The organism is Mycobacterium sp., assembly GCF_019247615.1.
Taxonomy (GTDB): domain Bacteria; phylum Actinomycetota; class Actinomycetes; order Mycobacteriales; family Mycobacteriaceae; genus Mycobacterium.
Window position 1 is genome coordinate 1 of sequence record NZ_JAFBAT010000169.1, and the last position, 18,421, is coordinate 18,421.

The window sequence follows — 18,421 nt, forward strand, 5'->3', positions numbered from 1 at the left end:
CAACATGGCAACACGTTTTATGACTGACCCGCACGAGATGCGGGCGATGGCGGGTCGTTTTGAGGTGCACGCGCAGACGGTTGAGGACGAGGCCCGCAAGATGTGGGCGTCGTCGATGAACATCGCGGGCGCGGGCTGGAGCGGGCAGGCGCAGGCGACCTCGTATGACACCATGGGTCAGGTTAACCAGGCGTTCCGCAACATTGTGAACATGCTGCACGGGGTGCGTGACGGTCTGATCCGCGACGCCAACAACTACGAGCAGCAAGAGCAGGCCTCGCAGCAAATCCTCGGCAGCTAGCCGCCACCACTTTCTGACTTAGGAGGAACTAAACATGACCATTAATTACCAGTTCGGCGACGTGGACGCCCATGGCGCCACGATTCGCGCGCAGGCCGCCTCGTTGGAGGCCGAGCACCAGGCGATCGTTCGTGATGTGCTGGCCGCCGGTGACTTCTGGGGTGGCGCCGGTTCGGTGGCCTGCCAGGAGTTCATCACCCAGTTGGGTCGCAACTTCCAGGTGATCTACGAGCAGGCCAACGCTCACGGCCAGAAGGTGCAGACCGCCGGCAGCAACATGGCGAGCACCGACAGCGCCGTTGGGTCCAGCTGGGCGTAACGCCGCAACCTACGGCCGGGGCCGCACACCGATCGGTGTGCGGCCCCGGTCTTTGTGTAGGTCTTCGTATGCACCCCGCTAGAGCCGCTCTTACCCGGCCACGGGTGAGCGCGGAATCACCGAAGCGCGGAATCCGATCCGCTGACCGCCCCGTCGGACTCGCGCCCGACCATGCCGCCCAACGGCAATTTGGAGATGGCGGAACCGGCAACCGACCCCGGCGCGCTCCCCCGGCCGGCGCTGCGCCGGCATCGAGGACGGTCAGCGGCGTGACTGACGACACCGCGTCGGCCCAGCTCGGCGGCACCGACAAGGTTCCGAGCGACGCCGCTTGGCCCACGCTCGCCGATGCGCCCGAGCCAAGACCGGCCGCCGGCCCCAGGCCGCTCGCGGCCGCACCGTCGGCTCCGGAAAGCGAATCCAGGCCCGCGAAGTCCAGGCTCAGGCCATACCCGTCGAAACCCAGCCCGGCGGCGTCGGAACCCAGGCCCGCACCGTCGCCGCCCAGTCCCGCCAGATCGGAGCCGACGCCCACCATGTCGAACAGGGCGGTCGCCCCGCTCCCGCCGAACAATGGTGTGAGGCTCGAGGTCAAGCCGGACACGGCCCCCGCCGCGGCGCCGGCACCCTTGGTAGCGGTTTTGCCCGACGCGCCGCTGATACTCGACACCGCACTCGCCGGGGACGACGCGCCCGACGACACCAGCCCTGCCAGGTGCCCAGCGCCGATGATGAGCCGGGGGTTGAAAGGCCTTGCAGCGCTTGGGTTACCGAGGACATCAGCTGCGCCGACGCCGTCTGGGCCTTGGCATTCGCCGTTTGTGCGACCGCGCCGGCCCGGGCAGCCAGCCCGCCCGGGTTCGTCGTCCGCGGTGGCGGCGCGAACGTCGTGAAGGTCGAGGCGGAACGCGAATTGGCGCCCGCCAGTTAGATATCCGCCGTGGCAGTGTGGCGGCAGTGGCGCCGTGAAGAGCTGCGGACCAATTTGTGGCTGGTTCCGGCGATATTGGTACTCGGTGGGCTCGGCCTTTCGCGGTACCCTACGGCTGGACCGAGCGTGTAAACCATGTCTCGGGACACCTGTCAACGATGTCCTGAGACATCACACTGGTGGCGGGACGGGACTCGAATTAGCCGGTTCGGCAAATCGACCCAAGTAGCCGGACCTGCGAAAACCGCCATCTAGCAGCGTCGATGCAGTCGCCGCAATCCTTTCGATGCGCTGGCGAGTGCTCGCGGGTAGCGTGTAAGGATCGCACGAAGATCGCACGCCCGGGAGGGAACGTTGAGATCGTTACAAGCGGCGGCCATCGCTGTATTAACGGCATTGGCGCTGCTCGCAAGCACCGCGGAGGCTCACGCGGACTGCGTTATGCACGTACGCCATTGCCAACTGGAGGGAGGCGGAAGGGGCAGCGGTGCATTCTGCAGCCAGACGGACATGCCTTGTCCGCCATACCAGCCCTCCTGGCAACACCATTCACAAAATGGCGGGTAAGGCGGGCGCACGCGGCTGGGGACACATTCGGAAGCTGCCGAGCGGCAACTTGCAGGCGTCCTACATCGGACCCGACCGGCGTCGGCAAAGCGCGCCGATGACCTACACCAACAGCCGGGACGGGAAGGTCCGCGCCCAGAAATGGTTAGGCGATGAACGCGAGCTGATGGAAGCCGGAACCTGGACGCCGCCCGCGGAGCCCGCAGCGGCCCGCTCAGTCCGCGCGATGACCCTTGGCGAGTACGCCGCGAAGTGGGTCGAGCACCGCCCGGTCAAGCCGCGCACCCGCGATGGGTATAAGTCCAAGTTGCGGCTGCACGTCAACGACACGATCGGCAAGTTGGAACTTCCCGCCGTCACGCCCGAGGCCGTCCGGTCATGGTTCGCCGGGCTGGGCACCGAGCACACCCGACGGAACAGCCACGCCTACGGCCTGCTGCACGCGGTCTTGGCGACGGCGGTCACCGATGGCCTGATCCCGTCGAACCCGTGCCACATCAAAAGCGTGATGAACCCGCACAGAAAGCGCGAGCCGGTCATCCTGACCGTGCCCGAGTTGGCCGCGCTGGCCGACGACGTGCCCGAGCGGCTGCGGGCGCTGGTGCTGGTGTCGGCGTGGTGCGGATTGCGCTGGGGCGAGGTCACCGAGCTTCGCCGCAAGGACATCGAGAACGACGCCGAAGTGATCTTCGTGCGCGGTGCGGTCACGCACCGCAACAAGCGATGTGACATCGGCACCACCAAGTCCGGTAAGCCGCGCGCCGTCGTGGTGCCGCCGCACATCCGCGCCGACCTCAAGCATCATCTGGACACGTTCACGACCGAGGACGCCGAAGCTCTCGTGTTCGCACCGGCACGCGGCGGATGTCACATGAACGACCGGGTTTTCCGCGATGCGATCGACCCGGCGTTGCAGAAGATTAGCGCGGGAATCTCCGCATTCACGATCTGCGGCACTTCGCCGGGACGCAGGTGGCCCGCGTCGGGACGCTGGCCGAGTCGATGGCCCGGCTGGGGCATTCCACGGTCAAGGCGTCGCTGACTTATCAGGGCAACGTGAGCGGTCGCGATGCGGAGATCGCCGCCGCGCTGTCAGAACTGGCACATCCGGCACCAGCAGCGGTACCAATACTGATACGTAGCGGTGCAAATTTCTGCACTAGCCGGGTATTTCAGGGCAAATAAATGGCCTGAGCCGGACACGGGCCGGCCCGGGCGAGAATTATTCCGCCGCAAGTAATTACCGTTGATTAGCGTGCCTACTTCGATCCGGTCAAGCCAATAGGTAGCGCAGCCTGATTCTCCCAGCCATCTTCGCCAGTTACGTGACCGGCGGCATCACCGCCGCGGGCGGGGCGTGGAACGCGTCGATCGTCGCCGAAGTCGTCAGCTACCACGGCACGACCCTGTCTGCGACCGGGCTGGGCGCCTACATCAAAAGCGCCACCGCCAACGGCGACTCCGCACACATCCTCGTCGGCGTCATCGTTATGAGCTTCTATGTGGTGGGGATGAACCGGCTGTTCTGGCGGCGGCTCTACGCACTGTCAGAGCGCAGGTTCTCGTTGGCTTAACGCCCTTGTCCGACGGAGGTTTCGCATGACTCGACACGACGACGTGCTGGTCGAGGTGGCCGACGTGTGCAAGAGCTTTACTGGGATTGACGCGGGCCTTCTCCCCCGCGTGTTCGAGCGGTTCGCCCGGGCGCATGCGTCCCGGTCGGACGGGTCCGGCACCCATCGCACCAGTACTCCCGATGGCAATCGCGCGCTTATTGCGACCCTGCGGTTGAACCCATGTGTTTCTCACCGTTGAGAATGGGAAAGGTCTCGCATGCGCGGCACAACGGACCCTTCTCCGCCCTAAGTGTCTGGCTCTGCGCTCAAATTGCCGTTTTGGCATGAATGAATAGGTCGACATTCCGCAGCGCATCATCCGGCGATACTTTCGCCTACTCGCACAACGCCGGCCTGATATTCCCGACCTAAGAGTGGTGCCGCACGGATCGAATGCCGAACTCGGCGTCACGTTCGGCGGAGCGACGACGACCGCGGACCCGCGGTCAAGAAGCCAAGGCGAGTCGGCGGCCGTGATCGGGGGCCGTTGGCCAGCTAGCTAGCTCCAACGCTGGCAGCGCCAGCCTGCCGAACTTGGCGGCACGGCGAACGTCGAATATTACGATTGTCCATTCTTCATGTCGGCCAAGATACAAAGGCCGATTCGCTCGTAGCCGGTGCTCACAATTGGGCCGCCCGGAACCCTAGGAGCCCTTTGCCATGATGTCAGTCCGCCACCTCATAGCTGCAGCGGCGCCCCGGCAACCGTCAAGAATCCATAAAGATCCAGAACATGGCGTACCGATTCTCGGCGTCGCTAAGTACGTAAAATTTGCAATGTCCTCAGGAAGCGCTCCGGAATGGCCATTCGATGGATGGCCAAATGCCGTCGTACAAATGAACTGTTGCAATCACGTCGCGGGTTTCTTGACTCCACGCGGCTGTGCGGTGCACTATGGCCCCGCAAGCACCTCGCTAGGTGAGGCGTCTGCACGGATACAGGCCACTGACCTCGAACGTCGAAAGACGCCCAGGGTCAGGACAGCTCCTCCCGGATTAAGGGTTGAGCCCAAGTGGCTTCCGACCCCCGCTGGGCCGGATACGCCGTGTGGTGCCGAAGCTCTGACGAGAGGGGTGCCGGGTTCGGCCGCGTGGCCGGGCTTTTCATCCCATGTGCACTAGGTGGCGTCCTGGATGCCCCGGCCGTGAGGAGGTGAGAGCGAAACTGAGCCCGTCCGATAGTCATAGACCCCGTGCACGATTCACCGGCGTTTCGCTTCGGCCCCTCCGCGGCGTCGGCATCGCCTGAATCGCCCAGTAACAAGCCAATTCTCACATCTGAGCGCCGCTCGAGATGTGACGGTGGCGTGTGGCCTTGCCACGCCCACAGCCCAGCCTTGCTAATCAGCGTGAGGAGAAAGCCCGATGGAGTTTGTCACTACTCAGCCGGAATCGCTGGCCGGCGCGGCCAGCCGCCTGCAGCAGATCGGCTCGACGCTGGCCGCCCAGCACGCCGCCAGCGCCGCACCAATGAACAGCGTGGTGCCCGCAGCCGCCGATGACGTGTCATTTGTCACCGCGGCAAAGTTCGCCGCTCACGCCCAGACTTTTGATGCGTTGAGCGCCCAGGCCGCCGCATTGCACCAGATGTTCGTAGCCACGCTACAGACCAGCGCCGCCTCGTACGCGGCTACCGAGGCGGCCAACGCGGCCGCGGCCCGGTAAGCGTCTAGGGGGACAAGTGATCGATTTCGCGGCAATTCCGCCTGAATTGAACTCGGCCAGAATGTATTCCGGACCCGGATCGGGTCCGATGCTGGCCGCCGCCGCGGCCTGGAACACGATGGCCGCTGAAATGCATTCTGCGGCCATCAATTACGGCTCCGTGCTCGCTGAGCTGACCAGCGGAGGTTGGTACGGCCCGTCGTCGCTATCGATGTTGGCGGCGGCGGCACCGTACGTGGAGTGGTTGAGCACCACCGCCACCCAGGCGGAGCACGCCGGCTTCCAGGCGCACGCGGCGGCGACCGCCTACGAGACCGCTTTCGCCATGACGGTTCCGCCGATGGCCGTCGCGGCCAACCGTGCCCAACTCGCAACGCTGGTGGCGACCAACGTCTTCGGGCAGAACACCCCGGCGATCGCGGCCACCGAGGCGCAATATGCCGAAATGTGGGCGCAAGACGCGGCCGCGATGAACGGGTACGCCAGCGCCTCGAGCATCGCAGCCGAGTTGACGCCGTTCACCTCGCCGCGGTCCCCCACCAATGCCGACGGAATTGGCAACCAAGCCAACGCTGTTGCCCAAGCGGCCAAAACACCGGCAGGGACCGGCCAGTCGATATTGTCGTCGGCGGCCTCGGACGCTGCCGCCTCCGGTCCCCTTGGATCACTGAAGACGTACCTGGCCAGCACGCTGGCCGGTACGAACGGTTCCGCGATAGGGACGTTCTTCAGCGGCAACTTCGCCAGCACCATGACCATCAATGGCGCACTTGCCGGCGGCCCGTTCAATCCGCAGATCATCCTGGCCACCGTCGCGGGTGTCAACAACCTGAACAACCAGGCGGCCGGGGCGGCTGGTGGCGCGGCCGGAGCTGCGGCGGACGCGGGCGCTTCGGCGGCCAACGCGCTGAGCTCTGCGGGCCTACCAGCACTGGGCGCCGGCGCATCGGCCGAGGTGGGAAATGCGCATCTGGTGGGCTCGGTGTCGGTGCCCCCGAGCTGGACCTCTGCAGCGAACATCACCCCGGCGACAACAGCGACGCCGGCCACCGGCCTCGGCGACATCGGGACAAGCGGTGACGGCGGGCCGGGAGGCTATGGGGCGCCGATGGTGGGCACCGGAAGGCGGATACGCCGGGCCATTCCAAAATACGGGTTCCGCCCCGTCGTCATGCCGCGTCCGCCGGCCGCCGGATAAACGAAAACCTCAGGAGACCAAGGAAAATTGTCATGATCGATTTTGCGGCATTACCGCCAGAAATCAACTCTGCCAGAATGTATGCGGGTCCCGGGTCGGCATCTATGCTCGCCGCCGCCTCGGCCTGGAACACGATGGCCGCCGAAATGCGTTCCGCTTCAGCATCTTACGACTCGGTGGTTGCCGGGCTGACCGGCGAAAGCTGGTTCGGTCCTTCGTCGATGCTGATGGTGACCGCGGTTGCACCGTATCTGGACTGGTTGAGCACAACCGCCGCCCAGGCCGAGCAGGCGGGCACACAGGCCCACGCGGCCGCTGCCGCCTACGAGTCAGCGTTCGCCATGACGGTGCCCCCAGCGGTCATCGCGGCCAACCGGGCGCAACTGTCGAACCTGGTGGCGACAAACCTTTTCGGTCAAAACACCGGGGCGATCGCGGCCACTGAAGCCCAATATTCGGAAATGTGGGCTCAAGACGCCGCCGCGATGAACGGCTACGCCAGCGCATCCAAGGCAGCGACGCAATTGACGCCCTTCACCGCGCCGCGGTCCAGCGTCAACGCCGCCGGCGCGGCCAATCAGGGCAGCGCGGTTGCACAAGCCACGAAAACCTCGTCGACGAGTCCAGCCGCCAATTTGCCCACATCGCTTTCCGCCCTGCCCGCGTGGCTTGGGCTCGCACCCAACACGAATACGTCCACCACGGGGCTTGCCGGAGTGCTGAACTTCCTGGATGGGAGCAACGGGTCGCTTTTCGGAAGTTTCGTGAACAACGCCTCAGTCGCCGGTCTTTCCAACGCGTTCACCACCAACGCGATACTCAACCCGACGACGTTCGTCGATACCGCGGTGGCTTACACACCGACCAACAGCGCGGCGGGCAGTGCCGCGGCGGGCGCGGCGAATGCGGCCGCCGGCCTCAGCCAGGCGGAGACCGCATCGGCGGGCCTGCCGGGCCTGGCCACCGCGGAGATGGCTCGGGCGAACATGGTCGGAGCCTTATCGGTGCCGCCTGGCTGGGGGGCGAGCGGGGCGACGATCAACCCCGCGGCTCTGACAACCACGCAAATCGGCGCAGGCGCGTATCAGGGCTTCGGCGCCACCCCGATGGTGATGGAAGACGTGGGGCAGGTGGGCGTGCCCGGCGTGCCGCTGGGCGGCATCGTGGACACGGGTGAAGACGAGTTCAGCACCCCCATCTACGGGTTCCGCCCCCGCATACTGGGGCGCCCGCCCGCCGCTGGTTAGCGACGTCGAACTGAAGCAACGACGATGTCGACGCTTCACCGTCCCACGCGGCGGTTGCCGGCAGAAGGTCTCGGAAAACCGGAAGTGATTCAGGAGGGTCAAGTGAGCACATCAGAGACCGCGGAATCCCGCGAAGTCCTGCCGGTAATCAATCTTTCTCAGCTGCTGGGCGGGCCGGTGCTGGCACGGTCCGGTGAGGCTGTTGGCCGCGTCGAGGATGTCATCGTTCGGCTCCGGGGCGCCGACGAGTATCCGCTGGTGACTGGGATCGTGGCCGCGCTCGGCGGGCGGTCGGTGTTCGTCGGCAGCCAGGCCATTCACGAATTGGCCCCGGAGCAAGTGGTGTTGGCCAAGAACAAGGTTAACCTCCGCAGTTTCGAGCGGCGCGATGGCGAGGTGCTGCTCCGCGCGGACGTGCTCGGCCACCGGCTAATCGACGTGGCCGCAGTGGAGTTAGTACGCGCGTATGACGTCAGGCTCGAAGACACTGGCGTCGGGTGGGTGGTTACCCGCTTGGACACCCGCCGGCCCCCAAGGTTTTTCGGCCTGATCAAGGGCTCAGGTAGCCAAGCGCCGCGCGATTGGAAGGCGTTCGAACCACTGATTGGTCACGTCCGCTCTGATGCGGTACGCCGCCACTGGGGTCGGGTCGGCGGGTTCAAACCGGCCGAAATCGCCGACCTGCTCGAGGAAGCCGACAAGGCCGAAGGCGGCGAAATCCTCGACCGGGTTCGCCGTGATCCCGAATTGGAGGCCGACGTGTTCGAGGAGCTGGACCCCGAAAAGGCGAGCCGCCTCTTCGATGACATGCCCGACGACGAGATCGCCGCGGTGTTGGGCCGGATGCGCGCCGACGACGCCGCCGACGCGATCGCGGACCTGCGCCAGTCCCGACGCCGGCGCGTGCTGGACCTGATGCCCGCCCCTCAGCGGACCAAGGTGATCACCCTGATGGGGTTCAACCACGACAGCGCGGGCGGTTTGATGAACGTGGACTTCGTCTCGTGCGCCGCCAGCGCCGCCGTGGGCTCGGCTCTGGCGCTGATCGCGGCGGCCCGCAACGTTCAACCGGAGGCGTTGGTCAAGGTGCACGTCCTCGACGAGGACCGACGGCTCGTCGGAGTCGTGTCGGTGGTCAACATGCTGCAGGCTGAACCAAGCGAAAGTGTTGGGGCACTGATGGATTGCGACCCAGTGTGCGTCAGCGCCGACGCCGACCTCACCGATATCGCACTTTTGATGGCCGACTTCAACCTCTACTCGATCCCCGTCGTCGACGAACAGGACCGAGTGCTTGGGGTGGTCACCGTTGACGACGTGCTGGAAGCGACCATCCCCGAGGACTGGCGCCGGCGTGAACCCGCGCCCCGCCCGCTTCGCGAAATCTCCGTGCCCGACGACACCGAGGCCCCTGTCCTGGGAGGTGAGACGCCATGACCTCAAGCGCGGACGAGACCATCCAAACTGTGGCACCGTACGAGGTCCACCGCAGTGCGGTGCTCGACAGCGCGCACCTGGGGGACATCGAAGGTGCGTTCGGGCGAATCAAGTTAGCCGAGGCGGACGATGCCCGGACCTGGAAGACCCGGCTGTTGACGCTGCTGGCCATCGTCGGTCCCGGGATCATCGTGATGGTCGGCGACAATGACGCCGGCGGGGTGGCCACCTACGCCCAGGCCGGCCAGAACTACGGCTATTCGCTGCTGTGGGTGCTGTTTCTGCTGATCCCGGTGCTCATCGTCAATCAGGAAATGGTGGTCCGGCTCGGCGCGGTGACCGGGGTGGGGCATGCGCGGCTGATCAACGAACGCTTCGGGCGGGGCTGGGGTTGGTTTTCGGTCGGCGACCTGTTCCTGCTGAACTTTTTGACCATCGTCACCGAGTTCATCGGCATCACGTTGGCTGCGGACTACATCGGTGTCTCCAAATACGTGGTGGTGCCGATCTCGGCGGTCGCACTGGTGGCGATCATGGCCACCGGCAGCTTCCGACGTTGGGAGCGGGCCATGTTCGTCTTCATCGCGATCACCTTGCTGCAGATACCGATGCTGCTGATGTCACACCCGCAATGGGCGCACGCAGCGAAATCATTTGTGGTGCCGAGCATCTCAGGTGGGGTGAGCTCGGATGCGGTGCTGCTGATCATCGCCATCGTCGGCACCACGGTGGCCCCCTGGCAGCTGTTTTTCCAGCAGTCGAACGTCGTCGACAAACGCATCACGCCCCGGTTCATGGCCTATGAACGCGCCGACACCGTCATAGGGGCCTTCGTGGTGATAATCGGCGCCGCTGCGCTCCTGATGACCGGCGATTGGGCGGCGCGCTCGACCGACACCGCGGGCAATTTCACCGACGCCGGCGCTATCGCTTCGCTGCTGGGCCAGCACAGTGCGGCGCTGGGCGCGATTTTCGCCATCGTGCTCATGGACGCCTCTATCATCGGTGCCGCCGCGGTGACCCTGGCCACTAGCTACGCCTTCGGCGACGTGTTCGGCCTCAAGCACTCGCTGCACCGCGGGTTCGCCGACGCCAAGCAGTTCTACCTGTCCTACACCGCGATGGTGGTACTGGCCGCGGCCATCGTGCTGATCCCCGGCGCCCCGCTCGGGTTGATTACCACGGCGGTGCAGGCCCTTGCCGGGCTGCTGCTGCCCAGCGCCAGCGTCTTTTTGCTGCTGTTGTGCAACGACCGGCAAGTGCTGGGGCCCTGGGTGAATCGGCCCTGGCTCAACTGGGTCGCCGGGCTGATCGTCGGCACCCTGTTGCTGCTCTCGGGAATCCTGATGGCCACCACCATGTTCCACGGCCTCAACGTCATCGCCCTCGCCGGCTACCTCGCCCTAGCCCTGGTCCTCCTGACCGCTGCCGCGATACCGATACTGCGGTGGATGGCCCGCCGCCAGCCCAGCCCCCCGTCCCCCAAAAGCCCGGCCCGCCCCATCGACCGCAACACCTGGCGCATGCCACCACTGACACTTCTCGAACCTGTCAGATGGTCCCCCGGCACCCGACTCGGCATGATCGCCCTTCGCGCGTACCTCGTCATCGGAGCCCTGCTTCTGATCGTCAAAGCAGTCCAGATCAGCGGTCGATAGCATGGCGGAGCGCAAGCCCTAGGGGTCGAAAAGCTGCTATGACTCGCGGTCGCGGCTACCGGGGATTCGCGCTCCGATTAGGGACAATGGTCACTCATTATGAGTGGCAACGGATCTGATCAACCAGCGGGATGGGTGCTGCTCAAAGGGCGGCTAATTGCCAGCCTGGCTTCGGCTTTCGTGATGGCGATTACCGGAATCGGGTGGACCGGTTATCACACGGCGCTGGGCAAGATCATCATCTCCCACGCACTTGCGGGTGCACCGACGCCACCGGGAGCCGATCAAAACGTTCTGCTCATGGGCCTGGACAGTCGGTTGGATCAGTATGGTCGGCCGCTGCCGGCGGAAATGTATCAGGCCCTGCATGCCGGTGACGAGACCTCGGGCGGCTACAACGCGAATGTCCTGATCGTCGTGCATGTCCCGGGTGGTGAGGGTCCGGTTACCGCGGTATCGATTCCCCGCGACGACTACGTCGAGTTGCGGGGATGCCCGGGGTCGGTGTGCATGGGCAAGGTCAAACAGGCATACGGGCTGGCATATCAGCAGTCCTTGAATTCGCAGGCCGCTAATCCGGACACCGCCGGCGCCAACGATCTGGCCGCCCGCGAACAGATCGCGCGCGAGGCAGGCCGCAAGGCCGAAATCGACTCGGTGACGGACTTTCTGGGTATCACGGTGGACCATTTCGTCGAGGTCACGCTCGGCGCGTTCTTCCAGATAGCCAAGGTTGTCGAGCCCCTCACTGTGTGCCTCAACGCAGACACCCGCGATGGCTACTCAGGTGCGGACTTCCATCAAGGGACTCAACGGATCGATGCCGCGCAGGCAATGGCTTTCGTGCGGCAGCGGCGCGACGAAAACGATGGCTACTTCACCGATTTCGACCGTACCCGCCGCCAGCAGGCGTTCCTGGTGTCGTTGGTGAGCGCGGCCCGCCGGGGCGGTGCCCTGTCCAGCTTGAGCGGGCTGAGCAACCTGCTTCAGGTGGCGCGTGACAACGTCGCGGTCGACTCCGGATTGAACATGGGCGACCTCATGTCACGGGCGTCCCAACTGATGGACCGACCGATGTCGTTATACACGCTGCCCATCTCTGGCTTCACCAAGGATGCGAATGGTTCCGACGTCAACGTCGTCGACATTCCGACCATTCGGCGAATCGTGCACGCGCGCTTGTTCTCCGACATACCAGCCGCGCTGGATGCCGCGCCGACGGCCACCCAGCCACCCGCGCTGGACCAACCTGTGGTTTTGGACGTTGTGAACGCCACGTCCCGCGACGGGCTGGCCGCCGGGATCGAGGAGGCGTTTTCGGGCCGGGGCTTCACCCGGGGTAGGGCCACCACAGCGGCGGTCCCGGTCGGCGACAGCGCCATCGAATATGGGCCGGGAGCCGACCGCGCCGCGCAGGTGTTGGCCGACCAACTGCACCTCTCGGCAACGCCCAGCGACACCGTATTGCCCGGGACCGTTCGGCTGACCGTGGGAAGCCGGTTTCCCGCCGGCGACTACCTCGCCCATCGCGATGACTCGCTCGACGCATCCGGGTCCGGTGCGGTTACCGCCGTGGCGGCGACCGGCACCGGTGAGCGCGCTCCGGCACCGACCGACCTCAGCCTCATGACCGCGACAAGCATCCCCTGCATCAAGTGATCGACCGAGGGCGGCGATCAATATTGCGTTAATGAAACGGGATATGACGTAGGAATTGCGTAATGGCTGGCACGTCTGGCCGTCTCCGTCGTAACTTTTCTTCGGATGGCCCGCGTCCGGTTAGGAGCATTCCCATCGACAATCCGTCTCAATGGGGAACGGCGGCCTGGCTTCAAGTCGCCGCGATCGTCGTTTTGGTCGTGACGTTACATGTCCCGCTCGGAAACTACATGGCCGCCGTCTACGCCGATGCCCGACACTGGCGTGTCGAAAAGGTCTGCTACCGGCTGATTGGTGCTCAACCCAACGACGGGCAGCGGTGGGCGAAGTACGGCACGTCGGTGCTGGCGTTCTCCGCCGTCAGCGTGCTCTTCCTCTACGGGCTGTTACTGGTGCAGACGCTGCTGCCGCAGCCGTGGGGCCATAAGGGAATGACGCCCGCGCTGGCTTTCAACACCGCGGTCTCCTTCGTGACGAACACCAGCTGGCAGAACTATCCCGGCGAGACCACTCTCGGGCATGTGGGGTTGCTGAGCGGTTTGGGTGTTCAGGCGTTCGCCAGCTGCGCGGTCGGGATGTGTGTCGCCGTCGCGTTGATCCGGGGACTGTCGCAGTACCGGAGCGAAGAAATCGGCAACTTCTGGGTGGACCTGGTGCGAACGGTGGTGCGCATCCTCGTTCCGCTGTCGATCGTCGTGACGCTGATCTTGCTCGCCCTCGGAGTGGTCAACAACCTGGCCGGACCGCAGGAAATCACCACCTTGGCCGGCGGGCGTCAGACCATTCTCGGCGGCCCGGTCGCGACGTGGGAATCGATCAAGCTCATGTCCGGTGACGGCGGTGGCGCCTTCAACGCGAACAGCGCCCACCCCTTCGAGAACCCGACGCCGCTTACCAACGTCGTCGAAATCGTTGCGATGCTCTTGATTCCGGTGGCGTTCATCAGAACCTTCGGGGTGATGGTCGGCGAGAAGAAACAGGGTTGGGCCCTATTCGGCGCAGCCGCAATACTGTTCGTCATGGGCACCGTGGCGATCATCGCCGCGGATCTCGTGACGAACGGCACCGTCATCCACGCCGTCGGGGCGGCGACGGAAGGCACCGAGACCCGCTTCGGCGTGCCCGGCAGCGCCATCTTCGGTCAGGCCGCGACCGCCGGCGCCGACGGTGCGGCGAACTCCTCGTATGACAGCTACGCGAGCGCGGGCGGAGCCGTGCTGATGCTCAACATGATGCTCGGAGAGGTCGCGCCCGGCGGTCCGGGCAGTGGGCTCTACGGCTTGGTGATGATGACCCTGCTCGCGGCGTTCCTCGGTGGCCTGATGATCGGACGGACACCGGAATTCCTCAAGCAGCAGCTCCATTCGCGCCACATGAAACTCATCAGCATCTACATCCTGACCCTCCCCGCGGCGGTCCTCATCGGGACGGCGGTGGCCATGGCGCTTCCCGGTGAACGCGCCTCCATGCTCAACACCGGCCCCCACGGGCTCTCCGAGGTGCTCTACGCGTTCACGAGTGCGGCGGCAAACAACGGCAGCGCCTTCGCCGGATTTTCCGGCAACACCACGTGGTACAACGTCGCGCTCGCCCTGGCGATGGTGATAGGGCGGTTCCTGCCGATCATCGCCGTGCTGGCGATCGCCGGAACCTTCGCGGCCCAGCGGGCCGGTGTCATCACCGCCGGAACCCTGCGCACGCACAGTCCGACGTTCGTGTTGCTCATCGTGGGTGCGACCGTGATCATCGTCGGTCTGGAGTATCTGCCCGCGCTGGCGCTCGGCCCGGCGGCCGACGCGCTACCGAGATAGGCGGTTCCTGCGAGGATCGAATTTCGCTTGCCTTCGCCTTCCGACGTAGTAGACGGTCAGCAACACCGACGCCGCGGCGACGGCCTCGGGGATCTGCGACAGCGCATCAGACATGGCTGATCGCCCCGAGCCGGTCGTAGGCCTTCCACCAAGTGGCTTCGTGCTGGACCACTGAGATGGCGCCGCTCGCCAGCATCCGGTCGGCCATCGTCAGCATGTGAACCAGCATCCGCCATTCCGCGTACTTGCACAGCTCGCGCACGTCCGCGCCTTCGGGCAGCACGATGACCCACATGGTCCTGACGCGTACGCGGGTGGGCCCGGCGCGCAGGAAGAGCAGCGCGCCCACACCCACGTACGTGGCCACAGCGTATTCGAGCACCGTGCCGGGTGAGGCGACCACATCGCCGAACGACAGGACCGCGACCAGGGCGAGCACAGCGCCAGTTGTCGGCCACCCGCGCCACAGTCGAGCCAGCCGCCGATCGGCGGCGGTACTTCCGGGCGGGTAGACGATCAGCCGATAGCGCCGAACACCGTACCGGCCGACCGCGGCGTCGTAGAAACCCCACGGGTGCGCGCCGTCGAGCAGGCGCGCCCACCACCGGGGGCCTGATAGCGCCGTGGGGACCCGCTTATGAAGACCCGCTTCACCGGGCAGCTGCCCTGTCCTTCGCATGCATTCCACGGGTACGCCAGGTTCGCGGCGCCGGGGATCGGATCAGACGCCATCTATACGCGATGCTCGCGAACTTTTATGGATCCTTTACGCGCGCAGTCCGGCCGCCTGATCATTGTGGCGGCCCGGGCCGGTTGCGCTCCGCGGATCAACCGTCAGTCCGCCATGTCCTGCGGGGGCCGTCAAGAAACCGTAAAGGGGCAGTGCAGTGCCGTTAGGAAATCGTCAACCAAAGGCCCTAGCCAACCTGCCCCATTTAGTTTCAAGCTGACCTTGCCTCCGAGTACCGCGTACTCGCTGAACTCGATGAGGTCGCCTGAGCGTGCGCATGACTGGCGCAGAACGGAGACAAGATGGGCGTGCTGGTCTACGTCTTGCTGACGGTTGCGGTATTCGCCGTACTGGGCCTGACACAGAAGCTGGTCGAACGACTGTGAGCTACGAAAACATCGTCGGCTTGGCGCTTTCGGTCCTGCTTGCGCTGTACCTCGGGGTAGCCCTACTGCTCCCGGAGAAGTTCTGATGAGCGCGACGGCAGCGGGAATCGTCTTCCTGATCACTCTCGTCGTGGCACTGGTCGTGGTGCACGTGCCCTTCGGTGACTACATGTTTCGGGTGTACACAGCAGAGAAGGACTCCTACGTCGAGCGGGCGGTCTACCGGCTGATCGGAGTCGACTCCCGCTCGGAGCAGACGTGGGGCGCCTACGCCAGAAGCGTGTTGGCGTTCTCGTCGATCAGCATCCTGTTCCTGTTCGCATTCCAGCTCGTGCAAGACAAGCTACCGCTGCACCTGCATGATCCGGCCACGAAGATGACGCCCGGGCTGGCGTGGAACACCGCGGTCAGCTTCGTCACCAACACCAACTGGCAGGCCTACTCCGGTGAGTCCACCGACGGCCACCTGGTGCAGATGGCCGGGCTGGCGGTGCAGAACTTTGTCTCGGCCGCCGTCGGCATGGCGGTGGCCATCGCCCTGGTGCGCGGGTTCGCCCGCAGGCGCACAGGCGACCTCGGCAACTTCTGGGTTGACCTGGTGCGCACGGTATTCCGCATCCTGCTGCCCCTTTCGGTCGTGAGCGCGATCCTGCTCATCGCCGGTGGGGCGATCCAGAACTTCCACCTGCACGACCAGGTCGCCACCACCCTCGGCGGAGCGCAGCAGACGATCACCGGCGGCCCGGTGGCCAGCCAGGAGGCGATCAAGGAGCTCGGCACCAACGGTGGCGGGTTCTACAACGCCAACTCCGCGCACCCGTTCGAGAACCCGACGACGTGGACCAACTGGTTCGAGATTTTCCTACTGCTGGTGATCAGCTTCTCGCTGCCACGGACGTTCGGGCGCATGGTGGGCAGCAAGAAGCAGGGCTACGCGATCGCGTCGGTGATGGCGACGCTGTATGCGTTCAGCGTGTGCTTCATGCTGTGGTTCCAGTTGCAGCACCACGGAACGGTCCCGTCCGCCGTCGGGGCCGCGATGGAGGGTGTCGAGCAGCGGTTCGGCATCGCCGATTCGGCGATCTTCGCCGACTCGACGACGCTGACCTCTACTGGCGCCGTCGACTCGTTCCACGACTCCTACACTAGCCTCGGCGGCATGATCACGATGTTCAACATGCAGCTCGGCGAAGTCGCGCCCGGCGGTACCGGCTCGGGCCTCTACGGCATGCTGATCCTGGCGGTGATCACTGTGTTCGTCGCCGGACTGATGGTCGGGCGCACGCCGGAATACCTCGGTAAGAAGATCACCCCGCGCGAAATCAAGCTCGCCTCAAGCTATTTCCTGGTCACACCGCTGATCGTGCTGGTGGGCACCGCCATCGCGATGGCACTGCCGGGCGAACGCGCCGGCATGCTGAACACCGGCCCGCACGGGCTGTCGGAGGTCTTGTATGCGTTCACCTCCGCCGCCAACAACAACGGGTCCGCATTCGCCGGAATCAGCGTCAACACCAACTGGTACAACACCGCCCTCGGGCTGGCCATGGTCTTCGGCAGATTCCTGCCGATGGTGCTGGTGCTGGCCCTGGCCGGCTCGCTGGCCAAGCAGGGCCACACGCCGGAATCGGTGGGCACCCTGCCCACGCACCGGCCGCAGTTCGTCGGAATGGTCGCGGGCGTCACGGTGATCCTCGTGGCCCTCACTTTCCTGCCCATGCTCGCGCTCGGGCCCCTCGCTGAAGGAATCCACTGATGACCGCAACGACCGTCGATCCCGCCGAGCAGACGTCGCCCGCGGAACATACCCTCCCGAAACGGGTGCAGGGCGGCTTACTGGACCCGAAAATCCTGTGGAAGTCGATGCCGGACGCGTTGCGCAAGCTCGACCCGCGCACCCTGTGGCGCAACCCGGTGATGTTCATCGTCGAAATTGGCGCCGCCTGGAGCACCTGCTTGGCGATCGCCAACGAAACCTGGTTCGCCTGGCTGATCGTCGTATGGCTTTGGCTGACAGTTCTTTTCGCGAACCTCGCCGAGGCGGTGGCCGAAGGCCGCGGCAAGGCCCAGGCTGAAACTCTCCGCCGAGCCAAAAGTCACACCCTGGCGCGGCGCCTCAAGAACTGGGAGGCCGGCGCCTCGGCTGAGGCCGTGGAGGAGGAAGTCGCCGCGCCGCTGCTGCAACAGGGCGACATCGTCGTGGTCGAGGCCGGGCAGGTGATCCCGGGCGACGGTGATGTGGTGGAAGGCATTGCCTCAGTGGACGAATCGGCGATCACCGGGGAGTCGGCTCCGGTGATCCGCGAGTCCGGCGGCGACCGCTCGGCGGTCACCGGCGGCACCACCGTGCTGAGCGACCGGATCGTCGTCAAGATCACCCAGAAGCCGGGGGAAAGCTTCATCGACCGGATGATTGCCCTCGTCGAGGGCGCCAACCGGCAGAAGACCCCGAACGAGATCGCGCTGAACATCCTGCTGGCCGCGTTAACGATCATCTTCGTCTTCGCCGTCGCGACCCTTCAGCCGCTGGCGATCTACTCCAAGGCCAACAACCCGGGCGTCCCGGATACTCAGGCGCTCGACATGAACGGCGTCACCGGGATCGTGATGGTGTCGCTTTTGGTGTGCCTGATCCCCACGACGATCGGCGCGCTGCTGTCGGCCATCGGCATCGCCGGCATGGACCGGCTGGTGCAACGCAACGTGCTGGCAATGTCCGGGCGCGCGGTGGAAGCCGCCGGTGACGTCAATACCCTGCTGCTCGACAAGACCGGCACCATTACGCTGGGCAACCGGCAGGCTGCCGACTTCATCCCCCTCGACGGGGTCTCCCCCGAGCAGCTGGCCGACGCCGCGCAGTTGTCCAGCCTCGCCGACGAAACCCCCGAGGGACGCT

The 18,421-nt window shown here is 65.3% G+C and carries 14 protein-coding genes, 2 pseudogenes and 1 riboswitch; of the genes and pseudogenes, 14 read left to right on the plus strand and 2 right to left on the minus strand.

Annotated features, from left to right (window positions below; genetic code table 11):
• The first annotated feature begins 4 nt into the window (after positions 1-4).
• Positions 5-301, plus strand: a complete 297-nt coding sequence (locus JO059_RS11325; RefSeq protein WP_067929734.1) for a WXG100 family type VII secretion target — start codon at positions 5-7, stop codon at positions 299-301.
• 34 nt (positions 302-335) lie between these two features.
• Positions 336-620 (plus strand): WXG100 family type VII secretion target, encoded by a 285-nt coding sequence (locus tag JO059_RS11330; RefSeq protein WP_085099041.1) that lies wholly within the window; start codon positions 336-338, stop codon positions 618-620.
• Positions 621-867: 247 nt separating this feature from the next.
• On the opposite strand, the pseudogene JO059_RS11335 reads toward JO059_RS11330, so the two are convergent.
• Positions 868-1,158: pseudogene (locus tag JO059_RS11335) on the minus strand (PPE family protein); the annotation flags it as partial.
• Between the two features lie 949 nt (positions 1,159-2,107).
• On the opposite strand from JO059_RS11335, the gene JO059_RS11340 reads away from it, so the two are divergent.
• The 9 genes from JO059_RS11340 to kdpA (JO059_RS11380) all read left to right on the plus strand — a co-directional run bounded on the left by JO059_RS11340 (position 2,108) and on the right by kdpA (JO059_RS11380) (position 14,409).
• Positions 2,108-3,160 (plus strand): tyrosine-type recombinase/integrase, encoded by a 1,053-nt coding sequence (locus JO059_RS11340; RefSeq protein ID WP_366516194.1) that lies wholly within the window; start codon positions 2,108-2,110, stop codon positions 3,158-3,160.
• Between the two features lie 283 nt (positions 3,161-3,443).
• The gene (locus JO059_RS11345; protein ID WP_293316897.1) at positions 3,444-3,692 is read left to right on the plus strand and encodes a hypothetical protein; all 249 of its coding nucleotides are present in this window, start codon (positions 3,444-3,446) and stop codon (positions 3,690-3,692) included.
• A gap of 946 nt (positions 3,693-4,638) precedes the next feature.
• Positions 4,639-4,815, plus strand: a riboswitch (M-box (ykoK) riboswitch).
• A gap of 284 nt (positions 4,816-5,099) precedes the next feature.
• Positions 5,100-5,399, plus strand: a complete 300-nt coding sequence (locus JO059_RS11350; RefSeq protein ID WP_293316900.1) for a PE family protein — start codon at positions 5,100-5,102, stop codon at positions 5,397-5,399.
• 61 nt (positions 5,400-5,460) lie between these two features.
• On the plus strand, positions 5,461-6,597 hold the full coding sequence (locus JO059_RS11355) for a PPE family protein (RefSeq protein ID WP_293316902.1): 1,137 nt from the start codon (positions 5,461-5,463) through the stop codon (positions 6,595-6,597).
• A gap of 32 nt (positions 6,598-6,629) precedes the next feature.
• A complete protein-coding gene (locus tag JO059_RS11360; RefSeq protein WP_293316905.1) occupies positions 6,630-7,844 on the plus strand; it encodes a PPE family protein in 1,215 nt (404 codons plus the stop codon).
• A 102-nt stretch (positions 7,845-7,946) separates the two neighbouring features.
• A complete protein-coding gene (locus JO059_RS11365; protein WP_293316908.1) occupies positions 7,947-9,281 on the plus strand; it encodes a CBS domain-containing protein in 1,335 nt (444 codons plus the stop codon).
• Complete coding sequence (locus JO059_RS11370; protein ID WP_293316911.1) at positions 9,278-10,939, plus strand: NRAMP family divalent metal transporter; 1,662 nt, start codon at positions 9,278-9,280, stop codon at positions 10,937-10,939. The genes JO059_RS11365 and JO059_RS11370 overlap by 4 nt, the downstream gene beginning before the upstream one ends.
• A 99-nt stretch (positions 10,940-11,038) precedes the next feature.
• Positions 11,039-12,598, plus strand: a complete 1,560-nt coding sequence (locus tag JO059_RS11375; RefSeq protein ID WP_293316913.1) for an LCP family protein — start codon at positions 11,039-11,041, stop codon at positions 12,596-12,598.
• A 134-nt stretch (positions 12,599-12,732) separates the two neighbouring features.
• Positions 12,733-14,409, plus strand: coding sequence for a potassium-transporting ATPase subunit KdpA (kdpA, locus tag JO059_RS11380; RefSeq protein WP_293316929.1), 1,677 nt, complete (start codon positions 12,733-12,735; stop codon positions 14,407-14,409).
• Positions 14,410-14,515: 106 nt separating this feature from the next.
• Here kdpA (JO059_RS11380) and JO059_RS11385 read toward each other — a convergent pair whose 3' ends face one another.
• On the minus strand, positions 14,516-15,088 hold the full coding sequence (locus JO059_RS11385) for a DUF6611 family protein (RefSeq protein ID WP_293316916.1): 573 nt from the start codon (positions 15,086-15,088) through the stop codon (positions 14,516-14,518).
• 433 nt (positions 15,089-15,521) lie between these two features.
• Here JO059_RS11385 and kdpF point away from each other — a divergent pair, with 433 nt between their 5' ends.
• From kdpF to JO059_RS11400, 3 genes and pseudogenes are all read left to right on the plus strand, one after another.
• Complete coding sequence (gene kdpF, locus JO059_RS11390) at positions 15,522-15,611, plus strand: K(+)-transporting ATPase subunit F (protein ID WP_293316919.1); 90 nt, start codon at positions 15,522-15,524, stop codon at positions 15,609-15,611.
• Positions 15,611-17,281, plus strand: coding sequence for a potassium-transporting ATPase subunit KdpA (gene kdpA, locus JO059_RS11395; RefSeq protein ID WP_293316922.1), 1,671 nt, complete (start codon positions 15,611-15,613; stop codon positions 17,279-17,281). The genes kdpF and kdpA (JO059_RS11395) overlap by 1 nt, the downstream gene beginning before the upstream one ends.
• A pseudogene (locus tag JO059_RS11400) lies at positions 17,281-18,421 on the plus strand (potassium-transporting ATPase subunit B); the annotation flags it as partial. The gene kdpA (JO059_RS11395) and the pseudogene JO059_RS11400, both read left to right, overlap by 1 nt.